16 protein-coding genes are annotated in these 18,275 nt (G+C 66.2%); 11 read left to right on the top strand and 5 right to left on the bottom strand.

Annotated features, from left to right (window positions below):
• The first annotated feature begins 101 nt into the window (after positions 1-101).
• From dnaK to dapB, 3 genes are all read left to right on the top strand, one after another.
• Positions 102-2,024, top strand: coding sequence for a molecular chaperone DnaK (dnaK, locus tag ACQVBX_RS06535; protein ID WP_431637286.1), 1,923 nt, complete (start codon positions 102-104; stop codon positions 2,022-2,024).
• Between the two features lie 134 nt (positions 2,025-2,158).
• Entirely contained in the window at positions 2,159-3,283 is a 1,125-nt protein-coding gene (gene dnaJ / locus ACQVBX_RS06530; RefSeq protein WP_431637283.1) for a molecular chaperone DnaJ, read from the top strand.
• 65 nt (positions 3,284-3,348) lie between these two features.
• Positions 3,349-4,149 (top strand): 4-hydroxy-tetrahydrodipicolinate reductase, encoded by an 801-nt coding sequence (dapB, locus tag ACQVBX_RS06525; RefSeq protein WP_431637282.1) that lies wholly within the window; start codon positions 3,349-3,351, stop codon positions 4,147-4,149.
• 6 nt (positions 4,150-4,155) lie between these two features.
• Here the strand turns inward: dapB and ACQVBX_RS06520 are convergent, their stop codons facing one another.
• A complete protein-coding gene (locus ACQVBX_RS06520; RefSeq protein ID WP_431637281.1) occupies positions 4,156-4,851 on the bottom strand; it encodes a 2OG-Fe(II) oxygenase in 696 nt (231 codons plus the stop codon).
• Positions 4,852-5,066: 215 nt separating this feature from the next.
• Between ACQVBX_RS06520 and carA the strand changes: the two genes are divergently transcribed.
• From carA to greA, 3 genes are read left to right on the top strand one after another with little or no spacing between them, the layout of a single operon-like run.
• A complete protein-coding gene (carA, locus tag ACQVBX_RS06515; protein ID WP_431637279.1) occupies positions 5,067-6,194 on the top strand; it encodes a glutamine-hydrolyzing carbamoyl-phosphate synthase small subunit in 1,128 nt (375 codons plus the stop codon).
• Between the two features lies 1 nt (position 6,195).
• Complete coding sequence (gene carB / locus ACQVBX_RS06510) at positions 6,196-9,423, top strand: carbamoyl-phosphate synthase large subunit (RefSeq protein WP_431637278.1); 3,228 nt, start codon at positions 6,196-6,198, stop codon at positions 9,421-9,423.
• A complete protein-coding gene (gene greA, locus ACQVBX_RS06505; RefSeq protein ID WP_431637277.1) occupies positions 9,420-9,896 on the top strand; it encodes a transcription elongation factor GreA in 477 nt (158 codons plus the stop codon). Before carB ends, greA begins: the two co-directional genes overlap by 4 nt.
• A 126-nt stretch (positions 9,897-10,022) precedes the next feature.
• Here the strand turns inward: greA and ykgO are convergent, their stop codons facing one another.
• The 4 genes from ykgO to ACQVBX_RS06485 form a co-directional block, all read right to left on the bottom strand.
• On the bottom strand, positions 10,023-10,148 hold the full coding sequence (ykgO, locus tag ACQVBX_RS06500) for a type B 50S ribosomal protein L36 (RefSeq protein WP_029213509.1): 126 nt from the start codon (positions 10,146-10,148) through the stop codon (positions 10,023-10,025).
• Positions 10,149-10,210: 62 nt separating this feature from the next.
• Positions 10,211-11,122 carry a LysR family transcriptional regulator gene (locus ACQVBX_RS06495; protein ID WP_431637274.1) on the bottom strand — a complete coding sequence of 304 codons (912 nt, stop codon included), beginning with the start codon at positions 11,120-11,122 and terminating at the stop codon, positions 10,211-10,213.
• Positions 11,123-11,367: 245 nt separating this feature from the next.
• Positions 11,368-13,386, bottom strand: coding sequence for an FAD-dependent oxidoreductase (locus ACQVBX_RS06490; protein WP_431637272.1), 2,019 nt, complete (start codon positions 13,384-13,386; stop codon positions 11,368-11,370).
• A 77-nt stretch (positions 13,387-13,463) separates the two neighbouring features.
• Positions 13,464-13,721, bottom strand: a complete 258-nt coding sequence (locus tag ACQVBX_RS06485) for an acyl-CoA-binding protein (protein ID WP_431637271.1) — start codon at positions 13,719-13,721, stop codon at positions 13,464-13,466.
• A 109-nt stretch (positions 13,722-13,830) separates the two neighbouring features.
• On the opposite strand from ACQVBX_RS06485, the gene cmk reads away from it, so the two are divergent.
• The 5 genes from cmk to lapB all read left to right on the top strand — a co-directional run bounded on the left by cmk (position 13,831) and on the right by lapB (position 18,274).
• On the top strand, positions 13,831-14,511 hold the full coding sequence (gene cmk / locus ACQVBX_RS06480; protein WP_431637270.1) for a (d)CMP kinase: 681 nt from the start codon (positions 13,831-13,833) through the stop codon (positions 14,509-14,511).
• A 168-nt stretch (positions 14,512-14,679) separates the two neighbouring features.
• The gene (gene rpsA / locus ACQVBX_RS06475) at positions 14,680-16,353 is read left to right on the top strand and encodes a 30S ribosomal protein S1 (protein WP_404635356.1); all 1,674 of its coding nucleotides are present in this window, start codon (positions 14,680-14,682) and stop codon (positions 16,351-16,353) included.
• 83 nt (positions 16,354-16,436) lie between these two features.
• Complete coding sequence (locus tag ACQVBX_RS06470) at positions 16,437-16,736, top strand: integration host factor subunit beta (RefSeq protein WP_431637268.1); 300 nt, start codon at positions 16,437-16,439, stop codon at positions 16,734-16,736.
• A gap of 123 nt (positions 16,737-16,859) precedes the next feature.
• Positions 16,860-17,108, top strand: coding sequence for a LapA family protein (locus tag ACQVBX_RS06465; RefSeq protein WP_431637267.1), 249 nt, complete (start codon positions 16,860-16,862; stop codon positions 17,106-17,108).
• Positions 17,105-18,274 carry a lipopolysaccharide assembly protein LapB gene (lapB, locus tag ACQVBX_RS06460; RefSeq protein WP_431637265.1) on the top strand — a complete coding sequence of 390 codons (1,170 nt, stop codon included), beginning with the start codon at positions 17,105-17,107 and terminating at the stop codon, positions 18,272-18,274. The genes ACQVBX_RS06465 and lapB overlap by 4 nt, the downstream gene beginning before the upstream one ends.
• Position 18,275: the final 1 nt, after the last annotated feature.

Raw genomic sequence — 18,275 nt, 5'->3', positions numbered from 1 at the left:
CAAACCTCAGGGTCCGCCGGCATTGAATCGCCCAGGCCGGGCCCCATTCTGACAACCAGTTCGCGGCCGCGGGGGCCGCTCAAGAAATTCGGAGCATAGACATGGGCAAGATCATCGGCATCGACCTGGGTACGACCAACTCCTGCGTCGCCGTGATGGACGGTACATCGGTCAAGGTCATCGAGAACTCGGAAGGCGATCGCACCACGCCGTCCATCGTCGCCTTCAACAAGGACGGCGAAGTGCTGGTGGGCGCCTCGGCCAAGCGCCAGAGCGTGACCAACCCGAAGAACACCTTCTACGCGGTGAAGCGCCTGATCGGCCGCAAGTTCACCGATGCCGAGGTGCAGAAGGATCTCCACATCGTGCCCTACGGCATCGTGGCGCACGACAACGGCGACGCCTGGGTGCAGACCTCCGACGGCAAGAAGATGGCGCCGCAGGAGATCTCGGCCAAGGTGCTGATGAAGATGAAGAAGACCGCTGAGGACTACCTCGGCGAGACGATCACCGAGGCAGTGATTACGGTGCCGGCGTACTTCAACGACAGCCAGCGCCAGGCGACCAAGGACGCCGGCAAGATCGCCGGTCTGGAAGTCAAGCGCATCATTAACGAGCCGACCGCGGCCGCGCTTGCCTATGGGCTCGACAAGAAGGGCGGCGATCGCAAGATCGCGGTGTACGACCTGGGCGGCGGCACCTTCGACGTGTCGATCATCGAGATCGCCGAGGTCGACGGTGAGAAGCAGTTCGAGGTGCTGGCCACCAATGGCGACACCTTCCTCGGTGGCGAAGATTTCGACATGCGCGTCATCGACTACCTGATCGAGGAGTTCCAGAAGGATCAGGGCATCGACCTGCGCAAGGATCCGCTGGCCCTGCAGCGCCTGAAGGACGCCGCCGAGCGGGCCAAGATCGAGCTGTCCTCCAGCCACCAGACCGAGGTCAACCTGCCGTACGTGACCGCCGATGCCTCCGGTCCGAAGCACCTGAACATCAAGCTCACCCGCGCCAAGCTCGAGGCGCTGGTCGAGGATCTGGTCAAGCGCACCATCGAGCCGTGCCGCACCGCGCTGAATGACGCCGGCCTGCGCGTGTCGGACATCAACGAGGTGATCCTCGTCGGTGGACAGACCCGCATGCCCAAGGTGCAGGAGTCGGTGAAGGACTTCTTCGGCAAGGAGCCGCGCAAGGACGTCAACCCGGACGAGGCCGTCGCCGTGGGCGCGGCGATCCAGGGCGGCGTGCTGGGCGGTTCGGTGAAGGACGTGCTGCTGCTCGACGTCACCCCGCTGTCGCTGGGTATTGAGACGATGGGCGGCGTGATGACCAAGCTGATCGAGAAGAACACCACGGTGCCGACCAAGGCCTCGCAGACCTTCTCCACCGCCGACGACAACCAGACCGCGGTGACCGTGCACGTGCTGCAGGGTGAGCGCGAGCGCGCCAGCGCGAACAAGTCGCTGGGCAAGTTCGACCTGCAGGGCATCGAGCCGGCGCCGCGCGGCATGCCGCAGATCGAGGTCACCTTCGACATTGACGCCAACGGCATCCTGCACGTGTCGGCGAAGGACAAGAAGACCGGCAAGGAGCAGAAGATCGAGATCAAGGCTGGCTCGGGCTTGTCCGAGGAGGAGATCGCCCGGATGGTCGCGGACGCCGAAGCGAACAAGGAAGAAGACAAGAAGTTCCACGAGCTCGTCGCCACCCGCAACAAGGCCGACCAGCTGGTGCACGCCACCCGCACCGCGCTGAAGGAGCACGGCGGCAAGATCCCGGCCGACCAGCTGTCGACGATCGAGGGCGCGCTGTCCGACCTGGAGAAGGTGAAGGACGGCGACGACAAGGCTGCCATCGAGGCCAAGGTCGAGAAGCTCGAGCAGGCCGCGCAGGCGCTCTACGCGGCGGCGCAGTCCGCCGGTGGCGATGCCGGTGCGCAGTCGGCCCCGGGCGGTGGCTCGGCTCAGCCCGATGACGTGGTGGACGCCGAGTTCACCGAGGTCAAGGACGGCGACAAGAAGTAAGCATCGGCGATCGGTGCAGCCGATACGCGACAGCCCGCGCCGGAGCCGCAAGCCGGCGCGGGCTGTTTGCTTGAGTGGGGCAGGCAGGTCCGCGGGCCTGATGCAGGGGCGTTATCGAGGTTGTGGGTATCTGAATGAGCAAGCGTGACTACTACGAAGTGCTGGGCGTGGAGCGCAGCGTCACCGAGGTGGAACTGAAGAAGTCGTTCCGCCGGCTGGCGATGAAGTACCACCCTGATCGCTGCCCGGACGATCCCGCGGCCCAGGAGAAATTCAAGGAGGCCAAGGAGGCCTACGAGGTGCTCTCCGACGCACAGAAGCGCGCCATGTACGACCAGCACGGCCACGCCGCGTTCGAGGCCGGCATGGGCGGTCGCGGCGGCGCCGGCTTCGGCGACATGGGCGACATCTTCGGCGACATCTTTGGCGACATCTTCGGCGGCGGTGGCGGGCGCGGGCGTCCGCGCCGTGGTGCCGACCTGCGCTACATCATGGAGCTGGACCTCGAAGAGGCGGTGTTCGGTATCGAACGCACCATCGAGATCCCGACCCAGGTGAACTGCCACCACTGCAACGGGTCCGGTTCGGCCGATGGCAAGACCGTGCAGTGCCGCACCTGCCGCGGCCACGGCCGGGTACGCATGCAGAACGGCATCTTCTCGATCCAGCAGGCCTGCCCGCACTGCGGCGGCAGCGGCCAGACCATCGAGAAGCCCTGCAAGCACTGCCATGGTGAGGGGCGCCTGGAAGAAACGCGCAAGCTGGCCGTACGTATTCCCGCGGGCGTCGACAACGGCGACCGCATCCGCCTGGCCGGGCAAGGTGAGGCCGGTCCGGCTGGCGCCGAGTCGGGTGATCTCTACGTGGAAGTGCGGGTGCGCGAGCACGTGATCTTCCAGCGCGACGGCAACGACCTGTATTGCGAGGTGCCAATCCGCTTCTCGCAGGCGGCGCTGGGCGCGCAGTTGCCGGTGCCCACGCTGGAGGGCGAGGTGGAAATCACCATCCCGCCGGAGACGCAAACCGGCCATCAGCTGCGCTTGCGCGGGCGTGGCGTGAAGTCGGTGCGCAGCGGCCGGCACGGGGACCTGATCTGCCGCGTGGTGGTGGAGACGCCGGTGCGCCTGACGCGCGAGCAGAAGGAGTTGTTCGAACAGCTCGAAGCCACCTTCGCCGGTGGCGCGGCGGAGAAGCACATGCCGCAGGCCAAGAACTGGGTCGACGGCGTCAAGCAGTTCTGGTCGCGCGTCACCTCCTGACACACGCGCTGCAACGTTGTCCGGCATGATGCCGGCGCAATGGTTCCGTAGAAGGGGATGGATACATGGGTGAGATCGTTCGCGTCGCCGTCAACGGCGCCACCGGCCGCATGGGACGGGCGCTGCTGGAGCTGCTGCGCCGCGACCGGCGCTTTGCCCTGGTGGCGGCCATCACCGCGCCGGATGCGCCGGAAATGGGCGCGCCGGTAGCCCACGGCAGCCAGCTGTGTTTCAGCCACGATTGGTCGGCGATCCAGCCGTTGGACGTGGTGATCGATTTCAGTGGTCCGGAGGGCCTCGCTTCTGCGCTGGCGCACTGCGAGGCGCACGGAGTGGCACTGGTCGTCGGCACCACCGGTTACGGCGAGGATCTCGGCGCGCGCCTCGCGTCGTCTGCCGCACGCATCCCGCTGTTGCGTTCGGCCAACTTCAGTCTCGGCGTGGCCGTGCTGGCGCGGCTGTTGCGGGAGGCGTCAGCGGCGCTGGCCGAGTGGGATCTGGAGATCGTCGAGGCCCACCACGGGCGCAAGGAAGATGCGCCCTCGGGTACGGCGTTGCTGCTTGGCGAGGCCGCGGCGGCGGCGCGCGGAACCACGCTGGAGGCGCAGGCCGTCTACGCCCGCGAGGGCCGCACCGGTCCACGCCAGCCCGGGTCGATCGGCTTTGCCGTAGTGCGCGGCGGCGACATCGTCGGTGAGCACACGGCCATGTTGATCGGGCAGGGCGAACGGTTGGAGCTGTCACATCGGGCGACCGACCGATCGATCTTCGCCCGCGGCGCGATCGAGGCGGCGTACTGGCTGGCCGGCCAGCCGGCCGGCGCGTATGGCCTGGACGCGATGCTGGCCGAACGCAGCGGACGCTGAGCGGCGTCAGTCCCGATGGGAGGCGTCGCGCGCGCGGCCGGCGCCGAGGCGGGTATCGAGCTTGCCGAACAGCTTCTTGAAGGCGCGTGAGAACTTGCCGCGCTTGGTCTTGCGCAGCTTTTCCTCTTCGCTGGTCAGCCACGCCACCTGGATCACCCGCCGCTCGCCCTCATAAGGCAGGTGGCCGTGGAACGAGTTCTCGCAGCGCTTGAAGACGGCAAACTCGCCGAACAGCGGCTTGAGCTCGGGCACGACGACATCGTCGATGTTGTCGATGCGATGCAGGAACCGCAGGCAGCCATCGCTGGTGTCCGGCCACTGCGCGTTGAGGTAGAGCAGGGCGGTGGCCACCTTCGAGCGGCTGTCGGTATGGATGGTGCCGTGGCGCTTGTTCAACGAGCGGCACAGCGTGACCAGGGTCGGGTACTGGCCGAGGTTCTCGATGCCCAGGCGCTTGCCCACGGCGCGGGCGAACTCCGGTGCCGTGAGGTGTTCCACCAGGGTGTTCACCGAGGGGCCGCAGTCGGCCGGGTCGTACGGGAAGAAGCCGGCGCTGGAATAGCGCGGGAAGTCCCGTTCGAGATCGCTGCGGGCGTCGTCCGGCAGCTGGCCATGCGCGATCATGAACGGAAACGGCTCGTGGCGAACCTCCGTATCTGGTCTGTCGAGGCGGGCGGGATCGAGCAGGACGACAGCGTTCATGGCCGGAAAATCTCCATCAGGCAGCGGCGCAGTGTAGCGCTGGGCGCAAGGCCCCGGCGTACCTTCGCCGGGCGGGCGTTCATCTGCGATCGGTGGACAGCAAGGGCCGCGGAGCCTATCATTTCGTTCCGCCCAGACCCATCCACGACCTAAGGTCCACAAGCCAGCTTCACTGCGGCTTGCGGGCTTTGCTGCACCTAAAGGCGGCCTTCCCCATGCTTATTCCTGCTCTGCTTGCTCTCGAGGACGGCAGCGTTTTCCACGGCCACGCCGTGGGCGCCACCGGACAGACGGTCGGCGAGGTGGTGTTCAACACCGCCATGACCGGTTACCAGGAAATCCTCACCGATCCCTCCTACGCGCGGCAGTTGGTCACGCTGACCTATCCGCACATCGGCAACACCGGCTGCAACACCGATGATGCCGAATCCACCGCCGTGCACGCCGCCGGCCTGATCGTGCGCGACGTGCCGCGTCGCGCAAGCAACTGGCGCAGCAGCGAGAGCCTGCCCGATTACCTCAAGCGCCACGGCATCGTGGCGATCGCCGGCATCGACACGCGCCGCCTGACGCGCATCCTGCGCGACAAGGGTGCGCTCGGCGGCTGCATCGTGGCCGGTGAGTCGGTCGATGCGGACGCGGCAATCGCCGCCGCCCGCTCGTTCCCCGGCCTCAACGGCATGGACCTGGCCAAGGTCGTCAGCACCACCAAACACTACGAGTGGAACGAAGGTGTCTACGACCTCGATCGCACGGCCTTCAACCACCCGGAGAAGCGCTTCAAGGTCGTGGCCTACGACTTCGGCGTAAAGCAGAACATCCTGCGCCTGCTGGCCGAGCAAGGCTGCGACATTACCGTGGTGCCGGCGCAGACGCCCGCGGCCGAGGTGCTGGCGATGCGGCCCGATGGTGTGTTCCTCTCCAACGGCCCCGGTGATCCGGCCGCCTGCGATTACGCCGTTGCCGCCACGCGCGAGCTGCTCGATGCGAAGCTGCCGCTGTTCGGTATCTGCCTGGGCCACCAGATCATGGGCCTGGCGCTGGGCGCGAAGACGCTGAAGATGAAGTTCGGCCACCACGGCGCGAATCACCCGGTGAAGGACCACGACGACGGCCGGGTGCTGATCACCAGCCAGAACCATGGTTTTGCGGTGGACCCGGCGACGCTCCCGGCCAACGTGCGCGTCACCCACAGTTCGCTGTTCGACGGTTCGCTGCAGGGGTTTGCCCTGACCGACCGCCCGGCGTTCTGCTTCCAGGGCCATCCCGAGGCGAGCCCCGGACCGCACGACATCGGTTACCTGTTCGATCGATTTGCCGCCCTGATGCAGGAGGCCCGCTGAGATGGCCAAGCGTACCGATATCAAGTCCATCCTCATCATTGGCGCCGGCCCGATCGTGATTGGCCAGGCCTGTGAGTTCGACTACTCCGGCGCCCAGGCATGCAAGGCGCTGAAGGAAGAGGGTTACCGGGTGATCCTGGTGAACTCCAATCCGGCCACGATCATGACCGACCCGGACACCGCCGATGCGGTGTACATCGAGCCGATCAACTGGCAGACGGTGGAGCGCATCATCGCCAAGGAGCGCCCGGATGCGGTGCTGCCCACTATGGGCGGCCAGACCGGCCTGAACTGCGCGCTGGACCTCGCCGATCATGGCGTGCTGGAGAAGTACAACGTCGAGCTGATCGGCGCCTCGCGCGAGGCGATCCGCATGGCCGAAGACCGCGAGCTGTTCCGCGTGGCGATGGCCGAGATCGGTCTGGAGTGCCCGAAGGCCGCGGTCGCCAAGAGCTACGAGCAGGCGGTGGAGATCCAGTCCACCGTCGGCTTCCCGACCATCATCCGGCCGAGTTTCACGCTGGGCGGGTCCGGTGGCGGCATTGCCTACAACGTCGAGGAGTTCGAGGAGATCGTCAAGCGCGGTCTGGAGCTCTCGCCAGTGCATGAAGTGCTGGTGGAAGAGTCGGTGCTGGGCTGGAAGGAATTCGAGATGGAAGTGGTCCGCGACAAGGCGGACAACTGCATCATCGTGTGCTCGATCGAGAACCTCGATCCGATGGGCGTGCACACCGGCGACTCGATCACCGTGGCGCCGGCGCAGACGCTTACCGACAAGGAATACCAGCGCCTGCGCGACGCCTCGATCGCCGTGCTGCGCAAGATCGGTGTGGACACCGGCGGCTCCAACGTGCAGTTCGGCATCAACGCCGAGAACGGCCGCGTGGTGGTGATCGAGATGAATCCGCGCGTGTCGCGCTCGTCCGCGCTGGCTTCCAAGGCCACCGGCTTCCCGATCGCCAAGATCGCCGCCAAGCTCGCCGTGGGCTACACGCTGGACGAGCTCAAGAACGACATCACCGGCGGCCTGACCCCGGCGTCGTTCGAGCCGACCATCGACTACGTGGTCACCAAGATCCCGCGCTTCGCGTTCGAGAAGTTCCCCTCGGCCGATGCCCGCCTGACCACGCAGATGAAGTCGGTGGGTGAGGTAATGGCGATCGGCCGCAGCTTCCACGAGTCGCTGCAGAAGGCGCTGCGCGGCCTGGAGATCGGCAAGAACGGGCTCAATCCGACCGGTCTGGACATCAGCACCGACGATGGCGTGGCCGCGCTCAAGCGCGAGCTGCGCGAGCCGCGCCCGGACCGCGTGTTTCACCTGGCCGATGCGTTCCGCGCCGGCATGACGCTGGAAGAAGTGCACGCGCTCAGCCGCGTCGATCCCTGGTTCCTGGCGGCGTTCGAAGACATCGTGCTGACCGAGGGCGAGGTGCGGGCGCAGGGCATCACCGCACTGGACCAGCCGCGGATGCGCGCGCTCAAGCGCATGGGTTTCTCCGACGCGCGCCTGGCCGAGCTGGTGGGTACCGACGAGGCCGCCGTGCGCCATCTGCGCCGCACGCTGGGCGTGCGTCCGGTGTACAAGCGCGTGGATTCCTGTGCGGCGGAGTTCGCCACCACCACCGCCTACATGTATTCGACCTACGAGGAAGAGTGCGAGGCGGCACCGACCGATCGCCAGAAGATCATCGTGCTCGGCGGCGGTCCCAACCGCATCGGCCAGGGCATCGAGTTCGACTACTGCTGCGTGCATGCCGCGCTCGCCCTGCGCGAGGATGGCTATGAAACCATCATGGTCAACTGCAACCCGGAGACCGTCTCCACTGACTACGACACCTCCGACCGCCTGTACTTCGAGCCGCTGACGCTGGAAGACGTGCTGGAGATCGTCGATCTGGAGCAGCCCAAGGGCGTGATCGTGCAGTACGGCGGCCAGACCCCGCTGAAGCTTGCGCGCGCGCTGGAGGCAGCCGGTGCGCCGATCATCGGCACCTCGCCGGACTCGATCGACCTGGCCGAAGACCGCGAGCGCTTCCAGCAGATGATCGAGAAGATCGGCCTGCGCCAGCCACCGAACCGCACCGCGCGCAACGCCGACGAGGCGCTCGCGCTGGCACGCGAGATCGGTTATCCGCTGGTGGTGCGCCCCAGCTACGTGCTCGGCGGGCGCGCGATGGAAGTGGTCTACGACGATGCGGACCTGAGCCGTTACATCCGCGAGGCGGTGCAGGTTTCCAACGATTCGCCGGTGCTGTTGGACCGCTTCCTCGACCATGCGGTCGAGGTGGATGTGGACATCATCGCCGACGCCGAGGGCAACGTGCTGATCGGCGGCATCATGGAGCACATCGAGGAGGCTGGCGTGCATTCGGGCGATTCGTCCTGCTCGCTGCCGCCGTACTCGCTCTCCGGCGAGATCCAGAACGAGATGCGTCGGCAGGTCACCGCGATGGCCAAGGAGCTCAAGGTCATCGGCCTGATGAACACGCAGTTCGCGATTCAGGGCGACACCGTGTTCATCCTCGAGGTGAACCCGCGCGCGTCGCGCACGGTGCCGTTCGTCTCCAAGGCGATCGGCGTACCGCTGGCCAAGATCGCGGCGCGCTGCATGGCCGGCCGTTCGCTGGCCGACCAGGGCGCCACGCGTGAGGTGATTCCTTCGTACTACTCGGTGAAGGAGGCGATCTTCCCGTTCCTGAAGTTCCAGAACGTCGATCCGATCCTCGGCCCGGAGATGCGCTCCACGGGCGAGGTGATGGGCGTGGGACGCAGCTTCGGCGCCGCCTTTGCGCGTGGCCATGATGCCGCCGGCATCAAGACGCCGCCCAAGGGCAAGGTGTTCGTGTCGGTGCGCGATGCCGACAAGGATCGCCTACTGCCGGTGGCGCAGGACGTGATCAACCGCGGTTTCAGCCTGGTCGCCACGGCCGGCACGGCGGCGTTCCTGATCGAACATGGCGTGCCGTGCGAGCGCATCAACAAGGTGCTCGAGGGCCGGCCGCACATCGTCGACCTGATCAAGAACGGCGAGATCGTCTACATCGTCAATACGACCGAGGGCAAGCAGGCGATTGCCGATTCGTTCTCGATCCGGCGCGAGGCGCTGCAGCATCGCGTCACGTATTCCACCACCGTTGCAGGCGCGCGCGCGCTCGTCCACTCGCTGGATTTCCATGGCGGCGGCGAGGTGCACAGCCTGCAGGAACTGCACAGGGAGTTGAACGCATGAGCCGTGCACCCATGACCAAGGCGGGCGCCGAGCGCCTGCGTACCGAACTGGATCGGCTGAAGTCCGAGGACCGCCCGAAGATCATTGCGGCCATTGCCGAGGCGCGCGCACACGGCGACCTGAAGGAAAACGCCGAGTACCACGCTGCCCGTGAACAGCAGAGCTTTATCGAAGGACGCATCGGCGAGCTGGAAGCGGCGCTGTCCACCGCCGAGGTGATCGACATCACCAAGCTCGGCGCCGGCAACCGCGTGGTGTTCGGTGCCACCGTCGATCTGGAGGACGAGGACAGCGGCGAGGCGGTGACTTACCAGATCGTCGGTGACCTGGAAGCCGACATCAAGAAGCGCCTGATCGCCGTCTCTTCGCCGATCGCCCGCGCGTTGATCGGCAAGAGCGCCGGCGACAGCTTCGAGTTCACGGCACCCAATGGCGTGAAGCACTACGAGATCATCGCGGTGCGCTACGCCTGATGACGCATCCTCCCGCGGTGCCTCCGGGGGCCGCGGGAGGGTGGAAACCCGGCGCCTGGCGGGATGCCGGGCAACAAAAAAGGCCGCTTGCGCGGCCTTTTTCGTGCGACGCGTCGGGCTGATCGATCAGCGCTGACGAGCCTTGAAACGCGGGTTGCTCTTGCAGATCACGAACACCTTGCCGCGACGGCGCACAACCTTGCAGTCACGGTGCCGCGACTTGGCGGACTTCAAAGAGGAAAGCACCTTCACGGCCAGCTCCTGATACCAAACGAAAAATTCAAGTCAACAAGTGTAACCGGGCTGCGCGGTCATCACAAGCCGCCCGTAACGGTCGTTTCGGTGACCACGGACAGGAACTGGGCCAGCGCAGGCGAGTCATCGTTGGCCCGGCTGGCGACCGCCAGCAACATGTAGGCATCCGGGTCCTCCACCGGCACGTAGCTCAGGCCGGCCAGGCGGACCGTACGCATGGTCGCCGGCACCAGCGCGAGCCCCAGGCCGGCCGCCACCATGGCCAGCATGCCGTTGACCTGCTGGGCATGACGGCGCACTTGGGGCTGGAAGCCGGCCTTGTTCGCCAGCAGAACCAGTCGGTCGTACAGCGTGGCAGCCACCTCACGCGGCTGGGCGACGAACGATTCCCTGGCCACCTCGTCCATGCGCAGGCTGCTGCGCCCGGACAGCGGATGGCCGGAGGGCAGGGCGAGCAGCAGCGGCTCGCGATCGAGCACGGTCATCCGCAACGCCCTGGCATCGATCGATCGCTGCGGCTCGTCGCGAACGAAACCGACGTCGATCTGGCCATCCAGCAGCGCTTCGAACTGTGGTTCGGTGTAGAGCTCGCACAGCTCGACGCGCACATTGGGCGCCACCTGCCCGTACCGCAGCAGCACCCGCGGCAGGGAAGGGTGGAACGACACCGACACGGTGTAGGCGAGGCGTAGCTGGCCGCTGTGGCCGGCCGCTGCCGCCGCCACCTGGGTGCGCGCCTCATCGGCTTTGGCCAGGATCTGCCGGGCATGATCGAGAAAGATCCGCCCCGGCTCGGTGAGTGCGACCGAACGCTTGGTGCGCTCCAGCAACCGCACGCCCAGATCCTGTTCCAGCGCCTGGATCTGCTGCGATAGCGGGGGCTGCGACAAGTGCAGCCGCCGTGCCGCCCGCGTGAAGCTGAGCTCCTCGCAGACCGCCACGTAGTAGCGCAGCTGGCGAAAGTCGAACATATATGTAAACCAGATAAGTTACTCGAGAAATATATATTGGATGCAACTAAGCGGCGAGCCTAGACTTCCGCTTGTCCGTCGCCTTCCCCTCCCCCAGGCGACGCGGCCCCGCCCCGCAGCGACGCTATCCCCGCGACTCTTGGCTTCTCCCCCCCTGAGCCTCTGTCGACGCGTCGCCCCGCGGGGCGCTTTCTTTTCTGGACCGCCCGAAGTGCGACTGGTTTTCCCAGCGCACTTCGTGGCTGTTACAGGCGCGCCGCCAGCCGCGTGCCCTGATCGATGGCGCGCTTGGCATCCAGCTCGGCGGCGACGTCCGCTCCGCCAATGACGTGTGTCGGCATGCCTGCAGCGCTCAGCGCGTCGAGCAGGCTGCGGTTGGGTTCCTGGCCGGCGCAGACCACCACGTGATCCACGGTCAGCACCCTGGTGGCGCCGTCGATGCGCACATGCAGTCCCTCGTCGTCGAAGCGTTCGTAGCTGACGCCGCCGAGCATTTGGACCTGCCGGGACTTGAGCGTGGCCCGATGGACCCAGCCGGTGGTCTTGTTCAGACGCGCGCCGGGGCGGCCTTCGCTCCGCTGCAGCAGCCACACCTGCCGGGCCGGCGACTCCGGCTGTGGCGGCACCAGGCCGCCGCGATGCGCCAGGGTCATGTCCACGCCCCATTCGCGGCTCCAGCGCGGGATGTCAGTGCTCGGTGCCGGGGTTGATTCGACCAGGTATTCCGCCACGTCGAAACCGATGCCGCCCGCGCCGATGATCGCCACCCGTGCACCGACCGGATGGTCATGGGCGAGGACGTCGAGATAGCTGAGCACGCGCGGATCCTCGCTGCCGGGAAAGTGCACCTTGCGCGGCGTGATGCCGGTGGCCAGCACCACTTCGTCGAACTGCCCGGAAGTAAGAAGCGGCGCGTCTGCGCGGGTGTCCAGCGCCAGCGTGACGCCGCTATCGTCCAGCCGGTGCGTGAAGTAGCGCAGCGTCTCGTGGAACTCCTCCTTGCCCGGGATCCGCTTGGCGTAGTTGAACTGTCCGCCGATCTGGCTGGCCTGATCGAACAGCGTGACCGCGTGGCCGCGTTCGGCGAGCGTGGCGGCGCAGGCCATGCCGGCCGGTCCGGCGCCGACCACGGCGATGCGCTTGGTCTGTCGGGCGGGCTGGATCGTCAGCTCGGTTTCGTGGCAGGCGCGGGGGTTGACCAGGCAGCTGGCGCGCTTGTTCTGGAACACGTGATCCAGGCAAGCCTGGTTGCAGGCGATGCAGGTGTTGATCCGGTCGGCGCGAGCGGTCGCGGCCTTACGTACCCACTGCGGATCGGCGAGCAGCGGCCGGGCCATGGAGATCATGTCCGCCTGGCCGCTGGCGATGATCTGCTCGGCCACCTCGGGCATGTTGATGCGGTTGGTGGTGATCAGCGGAATCCGGATCTCGCTCTTCAGGCGCTGGGTCACCCAGGCGAAGGCGCCGCGCGGCACCGAGGTCACGATGGTGGGAACGCGTGCTTCGTGCCAGCCGATGCCGGTGTTGATCAGGCTCGCGCCGGCCGCTTCGATGGCCTTGGCCAGCGCGACGATCTCGCCCCAGTCCTGGCCCTGTTCGACCAGGTCGAGCATCGACAGCCGGTAGATCAGCAGAAAGTCCGGCCCCACGGCTTCGCGCGTGCGGCGCACGATCTCGATCGCCAGACGCATCCGCCGTGCCGCATCACCGCCCCAGGCGTCCTTGCGGTGGTTGGTGCGTTCGGCGATGAACTGGTTGATCAGGTAGCCCTCCGAGCCCATCACTTCCACGCCGTCGTAGCCCGCCTCGCGGGCCAAGGTCGCGCAGCGCACGAAGTTACCGATAGTGCGCTCGACGCCGCGTGCGGATAGGGCGCGGGGCGTGAACGGCGTGATCGGCGACTTGATCTTCGAGGGCGCCACCGACAGCGGGTGATAGCCGTAGCGGCCCGCGTGCAGGATCTGCATGCAGATATGCCCGCCCTCGGCGTGCACGGCATGGGTGACCTTGCGATGGCGCGCGACGTGCCACGGCATCGACAGGCGTCCGCCGAACGGCTTGAGCCAGCCCTCGATGCTGGGCGCGATGCCTCCGGTCACCATCAGCCCGACGCCGCCGCGCGCACGCTCGGCGAAGTAGGCGGCGAGCTTGTCGAAATCCGCGGCGCGATCTTCCAGGCCGGTATGCATCGAGCCCATCAGCACGCGGTTGGGCAGGGTCACGTGGCCCAGGTCGAGAGGGGCCAGCAGGTGCGGGTAGGGCATGGGTGGCGATCCGATCAAACGATCGTATGAATCTGCCTGCATGCGGCGCTCAAAAGCAAGCGCCGGCCCGATGCACTTCAGGCCAGCAGTTGTTCGACCAAGGCGATGTAACGGCGCTGGGCCTCGTCGCGATCGACGCCGCGCAGTTGCGCCCAGGCCTCGTATTTGGCGGTGCCGACGAAGTCGAAAAAGCCCGGTTGCGGCCCCTGCACGTCACCGTCGGAGCCCTGCTTGAACAGGGCGTAGAGCTTGAGCAGCGTGTCGTTGTCCGGACGCGTGCCGAGCCGCTTGATGTCCTCGGCGGCTTGCTCGAACGCGTGCTGCAGATCGCTCATGGATGGCTTGCCCCGGGGCCCGGATCGGGCCGTGCGCGGCTTGATAGCACGCACCCTGGTGGGGGTCAACGCGTTACCATGCGCGTTTGATTGCCCGCAGGAAACCGCCATGAGCCGCTCAGTCACCGTGCCCGTACTCACCATCGACGGGCCGTCGGGATCGGGCAAGGGCACCATCAGCCGGCTGGTGGCCGAGCAACTGGGCTGGCGCTTGCTCGACTCGGGTGCGCTGTACCGCGCGGTGGGTTATGCGGCCGGCGCCGCGGGGCTGGATCTGTCCGATGTGGAGGCGGTCACGCGCTGCGCCCAGTCCACCCGGATCCGCTTCCAGCCCTCCGAGGATGGTCATGACACCCGGGTGCTGGTGAATGGGCACGACGCAACCGACGAACTGCGTACCGAAACGGCCGGGGCGGCAGCCTCCGCGATCGCCTCGATTCCCTCGGTGCGTCAGGCACTTGTCGACCTCCAGTTGGGCTTCCGCAAGGCGCCGGGACTGGTCGCCGACGGGCGCGACATGGGCACCGTGATCTTCCCCGACGCCGCGCACAAGGTGTTCCTCACTGCCAGCGCTGCCGAACGGGCGAAAAGACGCTATAAGCAGTTGAAGGAAAAGGGGCTCAGCGTTACACTTTCCGGCCTGCAGCGCGAAATTGAAGCGCGTGACGCCCGCGACGCCTCGCGAGCGGTCGCGCCGCTCAAGCCCGCCGCCGATGCGGTTCTGGTGGACACCACCGGCATGCCGATCGCCGACGTCGTCGCCAAAGTACTTGCCGTCGTTCGACCGTAACCCGGTCGATCGGCGGCTTCAGCGCCCCTGCCGCGGCATGGGGTTTTGGTCAACGGTGGCAAGGGGATGTTCCCCGAATCACCCACAACCGGTGGGTCGAGTTGTTCCTTGCGCATTACATCCGACGGCGCGCACGGGGCCACGACCTTTCTCATTTCTGGAATCAACATGACTGAAAGTTTTGCCGAGCTGTTTGAACAGAGCCAGCAGGCCATTTCCAAGCTCAAGCCGGGCGCCATCGTCACTGGCATCGTGGTGGAGATCCGCAACGACGTTGTGGTGATCAACGCGGGCCTGAAGAGCGAAGGCATCGTCCCGATCGAGCAGTTCAAGGACGAAAAGGGCGAGTTGGAAGTGCAGGTGGGCGACGAGGTGAAGGTTGCCCTCGACGCACTGGAAGACGGTTTCGGCGAGACCAAGCTGTCGCGCGAGAAGGCCAAGCGTTCGATGGTGTGGGACGACCTGGAGCAGGCGTTCGACAAGGAAGAGACCATCACCGGCATGATCTCGGGCAAGGTCAAGGGCGGTTTCACCGTCGACATCAAGGATGTCCGCGCGTTCCTGCCGGGCTCGCTGGTCGACGTGCGCCCGGTGCGCGACCCGGTCTACCTCGAGGGCAAGGAACTCGAGTTCAAGATCATCAAGCTCGACCGCAAGCGCAACAACGTGGTGGTCAGCCGCCGCGCCGTCGTCGAGACCGAGTTCTCCGAGGAGCGCGAGAAGCTGCTTGAGCGCCTGACCGAGGGCGCGGTGGTCAAGGGCACGGTCAAGAACCTCACCGACTACGGCGCGTTCGTGGACCTGGGCGGCATCGACGGCCTGCTGCACATCACCGACATGGCGTGGAAGCGCGTGCGTCACCCGTCCGAAGTGGTCAACGTCGGCGACGAGCTGGACGTGCGCGTGCTCAAGTACGACCGCGAGCGCAACCGCGTCTCGCTGGGCCTGAAGCAGCTGGGCGACGATCCGTGGGTCGCGATCGCCCGCCGTTACCCGGTCGGCAGCCGCCTGTTCGGCAAGGTCTCCAACGTCACCGATTACGGCTGCTTCGTCGAGATCGAGCCGGGCGTGGAAGGCCTGGTCCACGTGTCCGAGATGGACTGGACCAACAAGAACGTCAACCCGGCCAAGGTGGTGCAGGTCGGCGACGAGACCGAAGTGATGGTGCTGGACGTGGATGAAGAGCGTCGCCGCATCTCGCTGGGCATCAAGCAGACGCGTTCCAATCCGTGGGAAGCGTTCGCCGCCATGCACAAGAAGAACGACAAGGTGTCCGGTCAGATCAAGTCGATCACCGACTTCGGCATCTTCATCGGCCTGGATGGTGGCATCGACGGCCTGGTCCACCTGTCCGACATCTCCTGGCAGGCGTCGGGCGAGGATCTGGTTCGCAACTTCAAGAAGGGCGACGAGATCGAGGCCGTGGTGCTGGCAGTGGATCCGGAGCGCGAGCGCATCTCGCTCGGCATCAAGCAGATGGAGCAGGATCCGTTCGGCCAGTTCATGGCCAGCAATCCGCGCGGCACCATCGTCAACGGCACCGTGAAGGAAGTCGATGCGAAGGGCGCCACGATCGATCTGGGCGAGGGTGTGGAGGGTTACCTGCGCGCCAACGACATCGCCAAGGAGCGCATCGACGACGCCACCCAGCACCTGAAGGTGGGCGACAAGGTCGAAGCCAAGTTCACCGGCATGGATCGCAAGGGCCGCGTGCTGCAGCTCTCGATCCGCGCGAAGGACGAGGAGGAAGTGCAGGATCTGATGGCGGACTACGGTTCGGCCAGCACCGGCACCACCAAGCTCGGCGCGCTGCTGCAGGAACAGCTGAACAAGGCTGACTGAAAGCCCTGCCATCAGGCAGGCATGCAGGACGCGGGGCGGCTTCACGGCCGCCCCGCTGTTTCACGTCACGGACACTGGGGACCATGACCAAATCCGAATTGATTGAGGCGCTGGCACGGCGTCAGACCCACCTCGCGTTCGGCGACGTCGAGCTGGCGGTGAAGAGTGTCATCGAACAGATGAGCCATGCCCTGTCCAACGGCGAGCGCATCGAGGTCCGTGGTTTTGGCAGCTTTGCCTTGCACTATCGTCCGCCGCGCATGGGGCGCAACCCCAAGACGGGCGAGGCGGTGGCGCTTCCCGGCAAGCATGTTCCGCATTTCAAGCCCGGCAAGGAATTGCGCGAGCGGGTCAACCAGCAACTGGAGCTGGTGCAGGACTGAGCGGGCTTTTTGAGGTACCGGATCGAGGCAGGCGGCGATGAGCCGGTCCTGCCTTTTTTGTGCGCACGAAATCGCGCTGACGGACGTCTGTGCCGCTTCAGGGTGATCGGGTAAAGTCACGCGATGCGCCTGCTTTTCCTGCTCATCGTGCTCGTCTTCGTCGCCCTCGGCATCGTGCTGGGTGCGCTCAACGCCGATCTGGTCACCTACGACCTGGCCTTTACCCGTCTCACCCTGCCCAAGGGCGCGGCATGGCTTGCAGCGTTGTTGATCGGCTGGCTGCTGGGCGGCATCACCGCGTGGTGGGGCATGCGCTGGCGCGCGGCCTCACGCCGTTCACCCGAGTCCAAACCGGCCCCGAAGCATTCATGAATCCGCTGTACGCGTTGTTGCTTCTGCCGGTGGCCTTCTTCAGCGGTTGGTGGACCGCACGGAGGGCTGGCGTGCGCCGTTCTGGCGCCAAGGTGAGCGAGCTTTCCTCCGATTATTTCCGCGGCCTGAACTACCTGCTCAACGAGGAGCAGGACAAGGCGATCGAGGTCTTCCTCAAGCTGGCCGAATACAACCGCGATACGGTCGAAACCCATCTGGCGCTGGGCAACCTGTTCCGTCGGCGCGGTGAGGTCGATCGGGCAATTCGGCTGCATCAGCATCTGGTCTCCCGCCCCGGGCTCTCCGACGCGATGAAAACCGTGGCCCTGCTGGAGCTCGGCGAGGACTACATGCGAGCTGGCCTGCTCGATCGCGCCGAAACCCTGTTCTGCGACCTTGTGGCGATGGATGCACATGCGCCGTCGGCACTGCGGCACCTCATCGCGATCTACCAGCACGAACGCGACTGGCACAAGGCCATTGAGCACGCGCGTCGGCTTGAGGCCATGACGGGCGAGGATGAGTCCGCCATGGTGGCCCAGTTCTACTGCGAGCTGGCGGAGCGATCGCGCCAGCACGGCGCACGCACGGAAGCGGCCGATTATTTGAAGCGTGCCTTCGAGTGCCAGCCCGACTGCGTGCGTGCCTTTATGCTCACCGGGCGCATGCACGCCGAACATGGGGAGCACGCCGAGGCCATTGCCGCCTACGAAGCCGCCGTGGCGGCCGACATCGCTTTCGTTCCGGAGATTCTTCCGCCGCTGCTCAACAGCTACGCCTGTACCCAGCAGATGGAGCGTGCGGAGCGTTTCCTGCAGGACATTCTCGCGCGCTACCACGGCATTTCGCCGGTACTGGCGCTGACGCGCCTGTATCAGCAGCGCGATGGCGAGCGGGTCGCGGTGGATTTCCTCACCGGCCAGTTGCGTCAGCGTCCTTCGGTACGCGGACTGATGGCGCTGATCGACGCCACCATGGACAAGATCCAGGGCGAGGCTCGGGACAACTTCCTGATCCTGCGTGACCTCACCAAGAAGCTGCTGGAGGGCCAGGCGATGTACCGCTGCAGCCGCTGCGGCTTCGGCGCCAAGGCGCACCATTGGCAGTGCCCCAGTTGCAAGAGCTGGAGCACGATCCGTCCGATTCATGGCGTGGCCAACGAATAGC

It is taken from the genome of Dyella thailandensis (genome assembly GCF_050749815.1).
Classification (GTDB): domain Bacteria; phylum Pseudomonadota; class Gammaproteobacteria; order Xanthomonadales; family Rhodanobacteraceae; genus Dyella_A.
Note: the sequence above shows the minus strand (reverse complement) of the source record. Positions and strands in the feature narration are given on the sequence as shown.